8 protein-coding genes are annotated in these 17,623 nt (G+C 36.7%); 2 read left to right on the forward strand and 6 right to left on the reverse strand.

Going from position 1 to position 17,623, the window contains the following annotated elements; all coding sequences use genetic code 11:
- The 3 genes from ACLTU0_RS05915 to rnr all read right to left on the reverse strand — a co-directional run.
- The coding region (locus ACLTU0_RS05915; RefSeq protein ID WP_412321649.1) for a hypothetical protein at positions 1-6,429 on the reverse strand (6,429 nt) is incomplete at its 3' end.
- Between the two features lie 145 nt (positions 6,430-6,574).
- Positions 6,575-7,714, reverse strand: coding sequence for a THUMP domain-containing class I SAM-dependent RNA methyltransferase (locus ACLTU0_RS05920; protein ID WP_412321650.1), 1,140 nt, complete (start codon positions 7,712-7,714; stop codon positions 6,575-6,577).
- Between the two features lie 8 nt (positions 7,715-7,722).
- Positions 7,723-9,975 (reverse strand): ribonuclease R, encoded by a 2,253-nt coding sequence (rnr, locus tag ACLTU0_RS05925; protein ID WP_412321651.1) that lies wholly within the window; start codon positions 9,973-9,975, stop codon positions 7,723-7,725.
- A gap of 247 nt (positions 9,976-10,222) precedes the next feature.
- Here rnr and secD point away from each other — a divergent pair, with 247 nt between their 5' ends.
- Positions 10,223-11,518: a protein translocase subunit SecD gene (gene secD, locus ACLTU0_RS05930; RefSeq protein ID WP_022229077.1), complete on the forward strand. Its 1,296-nt coding sequence runs from the start codon at positions 10,223-10,225 to the stop codon at positions 11,516-11,518.
- Positions 11,518-12,438, forward strand: coding sequence for a protein translocase subunit SecF (gene secF / locus ACLTU0_RS05935; RefSeq protein WP_022229078.1), 921 nt, complete (start codon positions 11,518-11,520; stop codon positions 12,436-12,438). The genes secD and secF overlap by 1 nt, the downstream gene beginning before the upstream one ends.
- A gap of 84 nt (positions 12,439-12,522) precedes the next feature.
- On the opposite strand, the gene ACLTU0_RS05940 is transcribed toward secF, so the two are convergent.
- From ACLTU0_RS05940 to ACLTU0_RS05950, 3 genes are all read right to left on the reverse strand, one after another.
- Positions 12,523-13,881, reverse strand: coding sequence for an MATE family efflux transporter (locus ACLTU0_RS05940; protein WP_412321652.1), 1,359 nt, complete (start codon positions 13,879-13,881; stop codon positions 12,523-12,525).
- Between the two features lie 125 nt (positions 13,882-14,006).
- Entirely contained in the window at positions 14,007-14,372 is a 366-nt protein-coding gene (locus ACLTU0_RS05945) for a heavy-metal-associated domain-containing protein (protein ID WP_412321653.1), read from the reverse strand.
- Positions 14,373-14,526: 154 nt separating this feature from the next.
- Positions 14,527-17,286 carry an Ig-like domain-containing protein gene (locus tag ACLTU0_RS05950; protein WP_412321654.1) on the reverse strand — a complete coding sequence of 920 codons (2,760 nt, stop codon included), beginning with the start codon at positions 17,284-17,286 and terminating at the stop codon, positions 14,527-14,529.
- Positions 17,287-17,623: the final 337 nt, after the last annotated feature.

Below are 17,623 nucleotides of genomic sequence, written 5' to 3' on the forward strand. Positions count from 1 at the left end.
TGTTTCTGCTCCTGTGAGCTTGCCGGTAAATGATTTTGAGCCTATGTTTACAGTAACTGTATTACTTGCAAAATTAATCTCGTTTGACACTTGCGTTACTGACGATGACATACCGTCACCGCTTACCTTTGATACCGCTGATGCAACATCACTGTCAACAGCAATTTCTTCACTGCCAATAACCATACTTCCTGTACCGTTATATACGTTAAATGAGCAATTAACAAGATTTGTACCCTCACTGTCATTAATCGTGTATGTAAACGTCTGTCCGCCCAATGCACCGACGTACAAATCAAAATTAACATTCGCCTTATTACCGATTGCAGGGTTTAATTTCAATGACAAAATACCCGGTGCAGTTACATTTGCGTTAAATTTAATATTCTGATTCGTTTCGTTCCAAGTCGCAGAGCCTGACACAACCGGTTCATTTTCACCCTCTGTCGCCGTTGTATTTTCTGTGAAGTCCCACTTCTTTTCGATTATCGGTAAAGATTCTGTATTGGCTTTTATAAACTTTTCAGCCTCTGCAACGGAATAAACTCTTGTCACTCCATTTTCTTCACCTCTGATAACCTTACTGTCACTGTCAGCAGAAAGACTCGATAAATCTTTATATATATATGAATAATCGGTTGTTTCATATCCCATACTCTTTAATTCTGCCGCAATAAATGATGACGCAAGCAAAGCGGAATGTTGTGTCAAGTGTAGGTTATCGCCTACCTGATAATTATTAACCGCCCAATTTGTATCGTTTGTATCTGTTTTGGCTTGATTTACATATAATTGAGTGTATTTATTAAGGTCTATGTACTCCACACCAATACTCTCGGCAAATTCAGTTATAGCATTAATCTTTGTTGAAGTGCTGTATGTGAAATATGTTTTGTGCTGATATTTACTGTTGTAAACAGGGCTTACAAGAACAGGTACTGCGCCTTTTTCTTTCGCCATAGCCGCCATTTCACTCATATACTGTTTCATTTCATCAATAGTAATCTTATTTGATGAACTTACCGAATCATTAATACCGAAGTCAATAATCAAAACATCATCTTTTTGAATTAACTTTTTAACCGATTCAAAACATTCGTTATACCAAGTCTTAACAGTAGCACTCGGCTGACCGAAGTTTGCAACCGCATATTTTGTCGGTGATAAGAACTTTTCAAGCTGCATACCGAAGCCTGTCATCATAACTTTATTGTTATCCAAGTCGTCACCGTCTGCATTTTGTGGATAGTAATTTGCAGATTCACTGTCACCCGCTATCCAAACAACTTGCTTTTTATACTTTTTGGGTACTCTGACAACTTCAACCGATGCAATTCTCTCGTTTCCGCCCGAAGTATTACCGATTGTAAGATTTATCTGACCGCCTGTAACTTCCATTCTCGGTGCATACATTACACCGTATCCTGACGGACGGTTTTGTGAACCCGATGATGTAGTATTATTTATAATCTGAACACCGTTATTATAAACATCTGCTCTCGCTCCGCCTTTTCTGTATACAGTAATGTCATAAAAACCGTCAGGTACATCTATTTTTATAGTATTGTCACCTGTCGGCAAGCAACCGTTTTCGTTAATATGATAATCACCGTTTCCAAGTCCGTAACCTTTTTCTTCTGTATAAGAATTTGCATTGACTTTTACATATCCGTTTATATATTCATCTTTTGATGAAGAAGTATTGGTAAATTCAAATTTATACTCCGGCACTACCGTCACTTCTGATTTTGACGTATTATGAACTTTTCCGCTTTCTGCCTTGACGCTTTCGTATGTTCCGTCACCGTTATAAACTCTGTATGTATTGCTATCATACGAAGTAAGCTCTGATACGTCTATATATTCGTCTGATGATGTTATTTCTTCTGATGAATCATCTCCGTCTGATAAATCTTCTATATCGCTTACTTTTATCGAATGCGTTTTTCCGATTGGGTTCATCTTATCCAAACTGTCCCAATTCATCACTTTTACTGCATATCCGTCTTTGGTTGCAGGCATTTTAAGTGTCAAAGTTTTTTCGGCTGTATTGTCTGTTTCAGTGACAACCTGCTTTAAAAGTCCGTCTTTATCGTATAGCGCACAGATTGCAACGCCCTCAAAACCTTTATCAATATCAACTAAAATTGAACCGTTCTTTATTGATGTACCTGTAATTTTTAACCTTTCCGTTTCAGGCTTTTCAAGATTTATAACTTGAGGTATATCGTCTTGTTTTTCACCTGTCACAAGTTGTGCCACACGAGTAGTTATTTGAGGTAAGATATAGTTTGAGAAATCTGTATAATAATGATTATAATCTTTCCACATACTCATAAGTGCCGTGGCTCTTTCCTGTGCTTTTGCTCTTGCCTCAATTTCGTTTTTTCCGCTTTGAATTGCAGTATTATATACTGTTCGTACATCATTTGTCATAACGTTATCTGCAATTTTTCCAATATCGACAAAGCCTATAATATTTGTATCGTTCGCTCTTTCGTTATATACTTCTCTGATTGCGGTATCATAACTGTTTGTTCTCATACCTTTGAACAATACATTATCTGCGTCATAAACCTTGTCTTGAGTTGAGCCGTAATTACCTGTCGGTGTGTAACTGCCCAATATTACCTTTGCGCCCATTGCTTTGATAGCGTCTATATAAATGTTATTATACTCTTTAAATTCATCTTTTGTCGAAGATGTATCATTTGTTCCCATACCGCTTATTGAAACAACGTCACCCGGTTTAATACCGCATAGGACATTGTTAAGTAAACCTTCTGTATAATATGAACGGTGCTGACGTCCTGCTTGACCGCTGTTATAAAATGCACTTATAACATTTGATAGTTTCGGATAATCAGACAATGTATTATTAAGCGTATAAGCCCAACTTCCGTTTTGCTGTACCGTAGAATCGCCTATTGTCCACCATGCAGGCTTACTGTTTGCTGTGCGTTCTACTTTTTCAACTGTTAATGATGATAGTTTACCGTCACCCGAGAATGTAATATCGAGCACACCGTCACCGAATACCGCCGTTTTATATGTATCACTTTCTAATGTCTTTTTAGTTCTTTCAAAGCCTGTAAGTGACGAATTTACTCTTTCACACTTAATTGTGCCCTCATAAACTGCCGTAATTTCATATACTTCACCTGCTGTCAAGTTAAGTTTAAAACCAAAATTCTGACCGCTCATATAGCTTTCACCGTCTGCACAAGTTCCGTCTATACCAAAGCCACGACTTTCCTTATATTCGGTTGAAGAAGTAACTGATGTATAACCGTCTTTTGCACTTGTTGTGAAATTGAATTTTAGATTATATACGTTTACCTTAACCGATTTTTCAAGCGTTTTACCATTTGAATCGGTTGAGATTGCTCTAACATAGATATCTGTCGGCTTTGCAGATGATGATACCGTTAATGTACCGTCACTTGCAATTTTTATATCACTGCCTGTATATTCTGTTGTGTTATCAGAATTGTATAGTTTGTATGTTACAGTCTTGTCTGTCAATACTTCCGCATTTCCATTTTTAACAACTGCCTCATATTTGTTACTGCTCGGTATTTGTGCACCGACAGGTGATTTTACAAACGCAATACTGTCATTTTTACCGATTAGTTTTACTGTCTTTGTTACAGACTTTCCGCCTAATGTCGCTTTAACAGATACGTCGCCGGCAGATGCCGTTGAGCTTACGACAAGATCTGCCGAATGTGAATCAGCGCTATCCGTTTCAACAGAAACACCCTCTGCAAATTCATCGTCAATCTTCCATTCAGCTGTACCGAATGCAATATTACCGTCTGTCATATTTGCAGATACTGTCATAGGCACTTTTACACTGTCGCTTGCAGGAATATTAACCGTATCCTGCCCGTTTATTTTAAATGAATCTGTGTCAACCTGTGCCGATTGAATTTTAACATTATTTATATCTATAGAACTCGATTTATCTTTTGATAATGTAATTCTATAGTACTTGCCTGTTGTGTAATTTGCGTTGAAGTTTGTCAATTCAGATTGCATTAACGGAGTTTTGCCGTTATACTCGCCGTTTGAATCCAAGTTATATATCTTTGCTATACATTTCTTTACTGTCGGATCGGCTGTTACAACTATGTGATACCACTTATTCTTTTCACCTGTTCCGATTTCTGTACCGTTCAAGCTGAATTTTGAATCTGTAAAAGACAATTCAAAGCCAACTGATGTGCTTTCTGTCACGTTTCCGCCTATATAACCGACAGTTCCGTCTATACCGAAACGCACATCTTGTTCAAAATTAGTTTGTGATGTAATCTGCCCTACATTATTGTTAATATATGATGAGTTTCCTGTAAGTTCACGAGACAGACTCAAATATTTACCGCCGTTATCTGATTTCAAAACAACATTACTCTTATCAGAGCCGTCTGTTGACCAACCGCCTGTTAAAATATCGTTTTGCGATGTTGTATATCCGACTAAACCGTTTTCGTAATTGTTGTAATCTACGGTATAACCGGCTTTTGGCAAGTATATATCAGAATTAGCCTCTGTATCAGCTAACAGTACCAACGGGTGTGATACCTTGATTGTCTTGCCGTTATATGTAACTGTGGCAGTTACCATGCCATAATAGTTAGCAGATGTATTCTTTAGTTTAAAATTGACTGAACTTTGATTTGCACTGTTTACCGTTACACTTCCGTAACTGTCACAATACACCTGTGTTCCCGGGAATGTTCCGCTTTCACCTGTCGGCTTGCCGCCAAGTGTTCTGAAACCGTCAAACTGCCAATCAATTTTATAATCTTTTACCCTTGAATCAGGGTTTGTTACTATGCTTGTTCCTCTTTCACCGACGATCTTCAATGAAATTTCATTGTCAGCATATGTATCGGAATCAGGTCCCATAACAAGCATATTGTCTGTCGGGAATGAATTGAATTCTACCGTTGCAATATTTTCAATATAATCTTGTGATATTTGTGCTGTGATTGTTGTATCTTTTGTAATTTGATATTTGTTTAAATCGTCAGAGCTTAATAGTTGACCGTCAACACTCCACCCCTCAAAATACTTGCCGTATGCCGACATATCCGGTATGTTTACAACACTTTCACCGTCACAGACATACTGTGAAAATTCATCAATGCTGTTATTTATTTTTACTGTATGGAATACTTCGCTTAAATCCGAATCAAGTGCTTTTGAAATTTTGATATTGTCAATGCAAGTATCAATTCCGCTTGACGGTGCCAAAAGTGCAAGACAGCTAAATGATGTTATATCCTCCGACATATTTGTTCTTCCGTGATAATATACCGTATTTCCGTCAAGTGACGTTATGTATGCCGTAGCCGTTTTATTTGTAAAATCACCTATCACTTTTACATGAATCCAATCATCAGATATTTCTTTTGTCAAAACAGTCGGCTGAGCATATCTGTCAAGCGAAAGTCCGCTGTCCGATACACCGTTATTTATAACAAATTTATTTAAGTCCGCCGGTCTGTTCATTTTAAATGTGTACTTTGCATTACTGTAACAACCGTGATTCATATATAGTGAACCTGTTTTTTCAAGAACTTCAAAATTAGAAACATTCGTTTTATAACTTGTTGTCTTTATATCTGCCTCAAGTACAAAATCATCCTTAATTTCAGTTATACCTTTGTATGTTGAACGTGCAGTACCGCTTTTACCTGAAGTAACTGCAAGATATTTGTTTATTGTTTGATTGCTGTCACTTTTTAATTCTGCTGTTCCGGCAGGTGATTTCCAACCGTCAACGCTTGTACTGTTACCCGACGCTTTATCTCCGACCGTACAGTTTTCAAAATTCTCCTCATATAAGACTTCTCTCTCAACATCTGCTTTAGGTGTTGACTGTGGATTTGATGTTTGTATCGGATTTTCTGTCGGTGCTACAGTTTCTTTTGGAGTTTCAGTTGGTGTGAATGTAATATTTTGTAGATATGAAGTTCCTTTTCTGTAACCCAAATACATTGTTTCTCCTGCTTTCATATCATAATTACCATTTGAATAACCCTTATATGTGTTATCTATATATACACCTATATCCTTTCCCTCAAACGTTGCTTTTCCGTCTGACGGTGCAGTAAATGATACATAACTTCCATTACTGTATGACGAGCTGGCATTTGTAACCTTACTGCTCTTTAAGTAAATCTTTCCGTCTGCCGATACATATGTTCCCGCATACGTCAAAACCGCTTTTGTATAATCGTCAATATCGTATATATCATCAGCAGTTCCGTATGTTGTGTCTGCATTATTTTTGACGAGTGATGTAAAATCACACGAATATGTATTATCATTTTCTGCAAATGACGTTACAGAAAAAGCAGAAAACATTGATATACACATTGCCAATGTTGTAATTAGACTTATAACTTTTTTGCACTTCATAGTTATACTCCTTTCGCACAATTACTTTTTTATTAATTAAATTATACAATTTTATAAAGAAGTTTTGAATTGCAAATTATAGAGAAAAGTTTGCAAATAGTGACATTATAAAAAATACCGATTGAAAATTTCAATCGGTATAAATTTACTTGTTGGTTTTAGGCGGACGCTCTCCGAAGAATTGATATAGATTGCACTTAATCATACCATTGTACAATTTACGTTTTTTATTTGCTTTTTTGCCGAACAACGATTCAAAGTTTTCGTTTGACGCGATAATATAATACGACCACTTATCAAGTGCATTAAAGCTTTTGCCTATTTCCTTATACAACTTTTCACATTCTTTAATTTCGCCTATTCTTTCACCGTAAGGCGGATTACAAATAATTGTACCGTACGGCATATCGAAGTGAATTTTTCGTGCGTCACCCTTTTCCGCTTTAACAAAGTCACCCACACCTGCAATTCGGGCATTTTCATTTGTCAATTCAACATATTCGTTTTCTATATCATACGCATAAATTTCAAGCGGCACATTTCTTTCCAGGCTTTTTGCTTCTTCAACGGACTTATCCCACAACTCATCATCTATCCACGCAAAATTTTGTGCCGTAAATTCTCGGTTTATTCCCGGAGCAATGTTTCTTTTTATCATTGCGGCTTCAATAGGAATTGTACCGCTGCCGCAAAACGGATCACATAGCGGATATTCAAATTTCCAATGGCTCAGTTCAACCATTGCGGCGGCAAGTGTTTCTTTTAGCGGTGCAACATTTGAATGTTGTCTGTAACCGCGTTTGTGAAGTCCCTCGCCGGACGTATCTATCATAAGTGTAACTTTATCTTTAAAAATTGAAAACTGTATTTGATAATTTGTACCGTCCTCCGGCAACCATTCTATGCCGTATTTATTTGAAAGACTTTCAGCAGTTGCTTTCTTTATAATTGCCTGACAATCCCTTACGCTTGCAAGAGTTGACTTTAAGGAATATCCTTTCACAGGGAAAGCGTCATTTTTGCCAATCCATTTACTCCAATCTACCGCTTTTGTCTTTTCAAACAGTTCGTCAAACGTGACCGCAGTAAATTCGGCAGTTTTTATAAGCACTCTCTCACCTGTTCTTATCCACATATTTGCTCTGCAAACAGCCTCATTATCGCCCATAAACGTAACTCTGCCATCCTCAACTGAAGTTGTTTCATAGCCAAGACGACGTACTTCTCTTGCGACAAGCGATTCAAGTCCGAATAGTGTTGTTATTATAATTTCAAATTTCTCCATTTGTAAACCTACTTTTTCTTCTTATTGTATTTCTTAAAACTCTTTTTCCTTTTTGACTTCTTACCGTGTTTTTCCGATTTGGGAATTTCTATCGTTTTTGCGAACTTTTTAAGTAACTTACGGTCCGCGTCTTTAGCTAAAACAAAGTCAATCTGTCTTGAAAGAATATCGGTTCTTGCAACTACTATACTTACAACGTCACCGGTAGTATATGACTTCTGTTTTCTTCTGCCGGTAAGCGTATTTACCTTTTCGTCATACTCATAATAATCATCGGTCATATTTTCAACTCTTATTAAACCTTCAACCGAATTTTCAAGTTCTACAAACATACCGAAATTAGTCACATTTGCAACCACACCCTCAAAGGTTTGTCCGATAAATGATGACATATAAGCCGTTTTCATCAAATCGTCAACGTCACGTTCGGCCGTTTCTGCATTTACTTCGCAATCGCTTGAATGTTTGCTTGCCGCCGAAACGTAACCTGCAAGATATGAAATTCTGTTCCCCGTAACCTTGCCGTCAAGAAAATCTTTTAATATTCTGTGTATTGCCAAATCGGGATAACGTCTTATCGGCGAAGTGAAATGACAGTAATATTTTGCCGCAAGTCCGAAATGACCGAGATTTTCTTCACTGTACTTTGCTTTCATAAGCGAATGCAGCATTGTTGACGCAACAATACGCTCCTGCGGTGTATCTTTTACTGTATCGAGTATTTGTTGCAGAGCCTTTGGATGAATAGGTGTATCTCTGTCAATCTTACCTTTAAACGACAATCCGAAATGAAGTATAAATTCATTAAAAGTCATTATCTTTTCAAGTGTCGGCGCCTCATGGTTTCTGTATACAAACGGTATTTCAGACCAAAAAGCATATTCGGCTATTGTTTCATTTGCCGAAAGCATAAATTCTTCTATCATTTTGTTTGAAGTACCGCGTACTTCTTTTTCTATTTCAATCGGCTCTCCGTTTTCATTCACAACTATATGACTTTCAGGAAAATCGAACTGTATCGCACCTCTTAAATTACGTTTATTCTTTAATATTTGTGCCAAGTCCTCCATTAGTTTCAATGTCGGCAAAATATGCTTGTATCTCTCGCAAAGTTCTTCGTCACCGTCTTCAAGCATTTTATTTACATTATTATATGTCATTCGCTCTTTTGAGCAAATAACCGATTTACAAAGCTTGTGGCTCACAACATTTCCGTCACCCGTAATTTCCATAAATACAGACAAAGTCAATCTGTCCACTTGCGGATTAAGACTGCAAATGCCGTTTGAAAGACTTGTCGGCAGCATAGGAATAACTCTGTCTGCCAAATACACGCTTGTACCACGCTTGTATGCCTCATTTTCAAGTGCTGTACCCTCTTTTACATATTCCGAAACATCGGCTATATGCACACCGAGATAATAGTTCCCGTTGTCCTTTAATGTAAGAGATACGGCGTCATCAAAATCTCTGGCATCATCACCGTCAATGGTGAAAATAATCATATCTCTTAAATCTTCTCTGCCTGCAAATTGGCTTTCCGTCACCGTTTGAGGGATTTTATCAGCCTCATTTAATGTTTCTTTATCAAATTCCTGCTTAATATCATTTCCTAATATAATACCCTCAATGCAGCTTTTAAGCGAATCCTGTTGTCCGAGAACACTTATAACTTCACCGAAAATCTTTTTCTTGTCACTGTATCTTGTAACCTGTACGGCAACTCTGTCACTCATTTGAGCCGTCATTGCGTCCGATTGAGCTATAATAATTTTTGAATATATTTTTCTGTTATCGGGACGCACATAAAAATATCGATCTTTTTCCTTATATATAACACCGACAATAACCTTGTTTCCGTGTTCAAGCACCTTGGTTATATGACCTTGTCGGTGACCTTTTGCATTGTCGTTATCGTCAATATGAACGATAACTCTGTCGCCGTTTATAGCGTCACCCATATCGTCACCGGAAATAAATATGTCACTTTCGTTTTCGTCGTCACATATTACAAAACCGAAAAATCCTTTTGCATTACAGACAAGTTTTCCTACTACCGTTGAGTTTTCTCCCTCAATGCTCATATATCTGCCTTTTTTAGTCATATATATTTTACCCTCAATACAAAGTTCGGTTAATATATCGCGAAGTTCTTCCTCATCTTCCGCCGGTACGTCAAGTACAGTCATCAATTCGGCAAATTTAAGCGGAATATATTCTTTTGAACACATATATGAAAGTATCTTTTCTTTTCTGTCCATTTTTCTCTCCTATTTTTGTCAATTTAATTCCAAACAATTCTTTACTTATAATCATTCTATAACAAATATGTAATATACGCAAGTATTTTATACCTATGATTAATCTGATTGTAACCTTTTTGTTACATTATAGTAATATAATTTTTATTGACGAAAAGGTTGTATAGCGATATAATAACTTTATGCTATTTTATAATGGGTTTTAATGAGCAAATAGAACCCAACAAAGAAAGGAATGGATACGCAAATGAAAAAGAAGAGCATTATCACTCTTTGTTTCGTTGTTGTATGTGCCATTTTGCTTAACTATGTAGCCTTTATAGGTTTTAACATAGCTGGTTTTTCATATGGCGGTATGTTCGGCGAAACAGGTATCAAAAAGGGCATCGACTTAGCCGGAGGTTCAGTTATAACTTTCCAAGCTGATTCAGACGCTCCGACCGACGACCAAATGCAGGTTGTCGAATCAATTTTCCAAACTCGTATGACTAATGCGGGATATACAGAAGCACGTATATCTCAAGGCGAAGGCGGAAAAATTACTGTTGAAATACCTTCAGTATTTGAAACAGACCAAGCTGCAAGCCTACTTGGCGATACAGCAAAACTTACATTTAACGATGCTGATGGCAACGTAATTCTTGACGGTGCTACAGACATCAAGAACGCTTCTTACCAATACGGTAAGACTTCACAGACAGGTTCGGCTCAATCTTACGTTCAGGTTGAATTTAATGCTGAAGCAAAGCAAAAGTTTGCCGACGCAACTAAGGCTGCTGCCGCAAGATCAAGTGAAGGCAAAAACTACATTTCAATTCAAATGGACGGAAAGGATATTTCTTCTCCGAGAGTTTCAGAAGAAATCAATTCTGACTCATGTATAATTTCAGGTGATTTCACTCCTGAAACCGCACAAGACCTTGCTAACAAGATTAAGTCAGGTCAACTTCCGTTTGATATGAAAGTTATTTCTCAGGAAACAGTAGGTGCCGAACTTGGTGCAAATGCACTTCCTACAAGCCTTTTGGCTGCTGCAATCGGTATCATTCTTATAATGATCTTTATGGTTATTATGTACAGAATTCCTGGTCTTATCGCAGATATTTCATTGTTAATATATGTCGGACTTATCGGTTTGGCAATGGGTATATTCCATGTTAACCTAAGTCTTTCAGGTATTGCCGGTATCGTTCTTTCAATCGGTATGGCGGTCGATGCTGACTGTATCATATTTGAAAGAATGAAGGAAGAATTAAAAGTTGGTAAAACTATCAGAGCATCTGTTTCGGCAGGTTTTGATAAGGCATTCTCAGCAATCCTTGACTCTAACATTACAACAATCATTTCTTGTGTAGTTCTTTACATCTCAGGTATCGGTGCAGTTACCGGTTTTGCTACTACACTTGGAATCGGCGTTATTTTGAGTATGTTTACTGCTATCGTTATCACAAAGTTCCTTCTAAAGCAACTTGTAGGTATCGGTATCGAAAACAGAAGTCTATTCTATAACGCAAAAGCAAAAAAAGGAGGTGCGGAAGAATAATGAAAGATTTGACTAAAAACAGATGGAAATTCGTGCTTATCCCCGCACTAATTGTTATTGCCGGTATTGTTCTATATATCGTACACGGCGGATTTAACTTCGACGTTGAATTTATGGGCGGTATCAGAATGCAAGTTAATATGCACACTGATTTCGACAATAAAGAAGTCGCTGACTTAATCCAAGAAAAAACTGTTGATACTGTATCAGCAAAAGTTCAAACAGGTGACAATCCTCAGGTTGCAGTAATCAAAACTCCTCCTGTTGACGAAACTGTTAAGACTGAAATTTTCAATGCACTAAAAGACAAGTATAATCTTTCAGATGATGATTTACTTTCAGTATCATCTGCATCAGCAAGTTTCGGTAACGAAATTCAAAGAAAAGCTTTGCTTTACACATTGCTTGCTATAATCTGTATCTTGATTTACATTGCAATTCGTTTCGAGTGGAGAAGTGCTATTATGGCTGTTATAGCTCTTGCAATCAACGTACTTATCATGGCTGCGATTTATGCTATAACAAACATTCCGCTTAATACAAATTTCATTGCGGCAATGCTTACTGTTGTAGGTTATTCTATCAATAATACAATCGTTATCTTTGACAGAATTCGTGAAAACACAAAGTCACGTAAGAAGAATGAAACTATTTCAGAAATGGTTAACAGAAGTGTTTTTGAAACAATGGGTCGTACAATCAACTCAACAATAACAACACTAATTACAATCGTTCTTATTTACATTCTTGGTGTATCTGCAATCAAGGAATTTGCTCTTCCTCTAATCGTAGGTATCCTTGCAGGTGCATACACATCAATCTTTATTGCCAGCACATTCTGGGCTTCATGGAAAGAATCAGATATGAAAGCTAAAGCAGCTGCTGCTCAAGAAAGAAAAGCAGCAAAGAAAAATAAGTAATTGATGTTACAAAAATAACCGTTCGATACGAACGGTTATTTTTTTGCCCTATTTTAAAAATACTATTTGTTTTTTTAATTTTTATTATGTTTCTTTAAACAACTTTTTCCTCACTATTGCATATGCAATTAACACCGCAATACCTGTTATAATCCACGAAACAGGATACACATTCATCAGCATTTCAAAACTTCTGAACTTATTGAATACGGTGTATATCCATATTAATCTAAACACACACGACCCCAATACAGTAAGCACCGCCGGAGTCATTGAATATCCCAATCCCCTCAATGCCGCACCGCCTATTTCATACGAGCTTGCCAAACATTCAAACAACAATACGTGGACCATTCTTATTGACGCATATTCAAGAACGGCTTTATCAGTAGTATAAATTTCTGCGAAGAAGTCACGCCCCACAACAAATATAGCACTCATCAATCCGCATATAACCACACTTGAAATCATACTGTATACGAATATCTTTTTACAACGTTTAAAATTTCTTGCACCGTAATTTTGACTTGTAAATGTTACTGCCGCTTGTACAAATGCACTAATTGTAAAATATGTAAAATATTCAAAATTCAATCCGGTGGCAGAGCCGGCTACTGCGTCAGAGCCGAAACTGTTTATAGCAGTTTGAATACATACATTTGAAACAGAGAACACCACTCCTTGCAATCCCGCCGGTACACCTATTTTGATAACTTTTATCAATTCGCTTTTCTTTATTTTTAATTTATTAAGCCTTAATCTGATTGTTTCTTCTTCATTCATTAGAAAATATATTATAAGAACCGCACTCACTCCGTCAGCTATTACTGTTGCAATCGCCACTCCCGCTACGCTTAATTTGAATACAATTACAAACAACAAATTAAGACAGGCATTTATTACTCCAGATATAATCAGACAATACAGAGGTCTTTTTGTATCACCTTTACTTCTTAAAACAGCTGCTCCAAAATTATATATCATCAAAAACGGCATTCCCAAAAAGTAAATGTGCAAATACAATACCGCTAAATCTATTACATTTTCGGGTGTTCCCATAATTTCAAGAATAGGTCTTGCAATCATCAATCCTAACACAAGCAGAAATACACCGCTTATAAGCGAAATTATCATTACAGTATGAACTGCATCTTGAATTTTTTCTGTTTTTCCCTGCCCTATATAATTTGCTATGACAACATTCGCACCGACTGAAATTCCCACAAACAGATTTATCAGCAAGCTTATAACCGAACTGTTACTTCCAACCGCCGCCAGAGCCTCACTGCTCGCAAACCTTCCGACAACCGCCACATCAACTGAATTAAACAGTTGCTGCAATATACTGCTTATCGCCAACGGAAGTGCAAATAATAAAATTTTATCAAAAATACTTCCATTCAGCATATCCATCTGATTTGATATGCCTTTACTCTTTTTCATTATATACATTCCTCCAAATATTTTAACTACTACTATTATAGCACATATGTATAAAATTAGAAAGTTAGTCTTGCACAAAAATAGCAGAAGAATTTAATCTTCTGCTATTTATATTAACGTAAATATTATTGTACGTTGTATGTAGTCATAATATATCCGGCACTTGAAACAAGTTTTCTCAAAAATAATTCAGATAAATTATTTTTCATATGTACCGTTGCTAAATTTTGACTTAAATCAACTTCTGCCCATACACCGTCCTCACTGTTGAGTGTATTTTCGACTCTCGCTTTGCAGTGATTGCAATTCATTCCGTCTATGCCTATCTGAACACAGTACGGATAATGTGACACATCTTTATCCTCAACCTTAATTTTCTTAACGTGTTCGGTTTCGCCGCCGCAACACCCCGAAGTCAGTTTTTTAGCATAGCTTCTAATAGCTATAACTGCTATAACTATCAATACTGCTACTATAATCGCTGTACTCATAATATATCTCTCCTTTGCTTTAAATCGCAATTAAGGTTAGTATCCTCTAACTTTAATTAGTTTAGCATAACTAACTGATTTTGTCAATATTTCTTGATTTTTTTCAAAAAAGAAATCAAGCTTAGTTTTTAAGCTTGATTTCCGAATTGCATTTCTATTCTATATTTTTAACCAATCTCACATTGTCCATCTGTACCCATTCATTTGCGTGAGCGTCCGAATATAGTCCTACTGTACATTTTCCGTCTGTCACTTTTATATCTGTTGCAACAACAATTTCTTTCCAATCATCAATATTTGTTTTAACGGAATATGTTTTCTTTTCGTCACCGCTTTGTGCGTATACATTACATACATTTTGTCCGCCACTGCTTTTTACCCACGCAGTCATTGTATATGTTCCGTTAGGTAAATCAGTTATTTCTTGATACAAATCTGAAATATAATCTTCCGGTGCAGTTTCCTGTATTACAAAATTACCGCTGTCAACCTTTCCGCGTGCATTGGATACAGAATAATTGCCGACATTGTCATGCACTTTCCAACCTGTTGGTGTTGCTGTTATTTTTCTGTCCGCCTCAAATTCTGGATTGGAAATATAGTTATTGCCCTTTCCGACTTCCCAAGTACCTTTTTCAGCGTCCAACTTCCATTGATGAAGATTGTTAAAGTACGGTTTACCTTCTTTATCAAATGATAGCGGTACCCATTGATTATATCCGATTCCGTTACCTGCAAAATCGCCCCATCTGTCACCGCAATAAATAATCAAATCGTTTTCACTTCCGTGAATCGTTGTATAGAAGCCTGCTTGCGAATTGTGAGCAAAACTATCTCGTGTGTTATTCATTATATATGGAAGTCCCGTATCTTTATTGTAATCGCCCAAAATGCTGTCAGACTGCATTACATACACTCTTGACGAATTCCAGCCGTATAAATCAGAGCCTGTATAATAGTAATTGCCGTTATATTTAAACATACAATTACCCTCTATACCTGTTTTGTCTTTCTTATCCACTTCGCCGTTTTCATCTATGTAACTGCCGTCTTCATCATAGAAAAGCATTTTGATATTTTCTTCGTCTATATCCAAAAAGTCTGATTCTCTAAGCGGAATTACATATTGATAAGCACGTCCGTTTGCACTTGAGCATATTATATATGCTTTGCCGTCATCATCTTGGAACAAAGTTTGGTCACCTGTAACATCATTTTGAATTGGCAACGTTTTTTGAATATGGTCAATCTTAAATGGTCCTTCAGGCTTATCACTTACCGCATAAACCATACCCGGTGCATATTGAGAAATTAACACATATTTTTTCGTGTTTTCATTATAAACAACACCCATTCTGCCAACCCAACCGTTCGGTTCACCGGTAAGAGGATAACCCTCAAACTTCCAATTCACCAAATCGTCCGACGAATAACAAGTAAATGTTTCGTAAGCGGCATTTCCCGCTTTGCCGTTTTCGGGATTTTTAGCATATATATCCGCTTCTTTATATTTTACACCATACCAATAATATTTGTCACCAAACTTTTGAATACAACCGCCCTGTGAATATATATAATTGCCGTCAGTGTCTTTAAAAAATGTATCGTTTGTGATAGTGTTGTCAGATGTATTGACATTAACCGCACATTTTGCGGTTTGCTTACCGTCAGAAGTTGAAACCGTAATTGTAGTTTTGCCCTTGCCTTTCGCCGTAACAACTCCGTCTGTCACGCTTACAATATTTTCGTTGTCAGATTTCCAAACCAATTCGGAATTTTCAATATTTGCCGATAACGGATAAACCGAATCTATCTCGGTTAACTCTATACTTGTTTTATTCAATGACAGTCGCTCGGATTTTTTGTCGGTCACTGTGACTTTACATTCGTCCGTAAGTATTCCGTCCTCTGATGATACGGTAATTGTAGCATTGCCGTTTGACACAGCTGTTAAAATACCGTTTTCGCTTACTTTTACTATTGATTCGTCAGAACTTTTCCATGATACCTTATTGTCATACGCAAATTCCGGCATAATAACGGCGTCCAATATTTTATTTTCATCATCTACATTCATTGTCACATTATGCTCTGATAATGTCAGACTTTTTGCTTTGCCGATTGACGTATCTTCATTTTTACTGCTGTCGTTGTTATATTCAATTTCTTGTGTCTTTGAACGCAAATTATCGTCTTCGAGCAAATATGACTTCACTGTATATTTGCCGTAACCGCTCACATTTTCAAAAGTTCCCGATGTTGAATTGTTTTTAAAACCGATAAGTTTATTATTCTCGTCATACAGTGCCACGCCAAACAGCTTACCGCCTTTATAATCGGCTGAATAACTTATTGCACCGTCACCGTCAATGCCTGTCATAAGACGTGATATGTACCCATCGGCTTCTTTCAATACAACATCATCAACATAAACGTCCGCTTTATCCCACAAATTAAAATATGCCAAATAATCTTGAGTATTGTTACATTCAAATTCGATTGTATGCTTTGTCCAATCAGTATTTACCGATATTTCTTTCGTTTTTACTGGATAACTTCCCGGCCAATCCTGTGAACCGTCAAAGAAACCTACATTTACAGTACAATCCTCTTTGGCTTTTATATAAAATTCAAGTGTGTATGTCACATTTCTTTTCAGTTCAACTCTCTGTGCAACAACGGCACTGTTGAAATGAAGTGCCTTTTCACCGCTGTGCACTTCGTCTGTTGTACAATCGGCAGAGTTTTCATTTTCATAAACCCAACCGTCCCTACCTGAAAAACGCCAACCGTTTGTTCCGAGTAATTCAGTTTCAAAGCTATCATTTTTTATAAGATTTTCCGCCGCATATGCCGAAGTCGTGCATAACGCGGTTATCAGCAATGCAGTAATGATTTTTACTTTATTTTTCATTTAACAATCTCCTTTTGTATCTATTGTTAAAATTTTATCACATTTCTTTGAAATTTTAAAGAGTTTTTTTCAAAAAAACGGATATAATTAAATATCCGTTCTTTAAATATTCATATTCAGTGTTTATCTTCTGTACTCCGTCAGTCAATTCACCGATAGCAATCTTATTTTCTTTAATAAGTTTTTATTTTCACCAAATACTTTCACAACTGCAATATAGTCGTTTGTGCTGTCAGAAACAGTAAGTGTACCGTAATTTGACATTCATTCAGTATTATTGAATATCTCCCATTTTGTATAACAAGCAGAAATAAACACACCGACAGCGAATGTAATT

It is taken from the genome of Hominilimicola sp. (assembly GCF_046972485.1).
Lineage (GTDB): Bacteria > Bacillota > Clostridia > UBA1381 > UBA1381 > Hominilimicola > Hominilimicola fabiformis.

Excerpts from the sequence above, each read along its gene's own strand:
- ACLTU0_RS05945 (WP_412321653.1), bottom strand. The coding sequence starts at position 14,372 with ATGAGTACAGCGATTATAGTAGCAGTATTGATAGTTATAGCAGTTATA.
- rnr (WP_412321651.1), bottom strand. The coding sequence starts at position 9,975 with ATGGACAGAAAAGAAAAGATACTTTCATATATGTGTTCAAAAGAATAT.
- ACLTU0_RS05950 (WP_412321654.1), bottom strand. The coding sequence starts at position 17,286 with ATGAAAAATAAAGTAAAAATCATTACTGCATTGCTGATAACCGCGTTA.
- secF (WP_022229078.1), top strand. The coding sequence starts at position 11,518 with ATGAAAGATTTGACTAAAAACAGATGGAAATTCGTGCTTATCCCCGCA.
- ACLTU0_RS05940 (WP_412321652.1), bottom strand. The coding sequence starts at position 13,881 with ATGAAAAAGAGTAAAGGCATATCAAATCAGATGGATATGCTGAATGGA.
- ACLTU0_RS05920 (WP_412321650.1), bottom strand. The coding sequence starts at position 7,714 with ATGGAGAAATTTGAAATTATAATAACAACACTATTCGGACTTGAATCG.
- secD (WP_022229077.1), top strand. The coding sequence starts at position 10,223 with ATGAAAAAGAAGAGCATTATCACTCTTTGTTTCGTTGTTGTATGTGCC.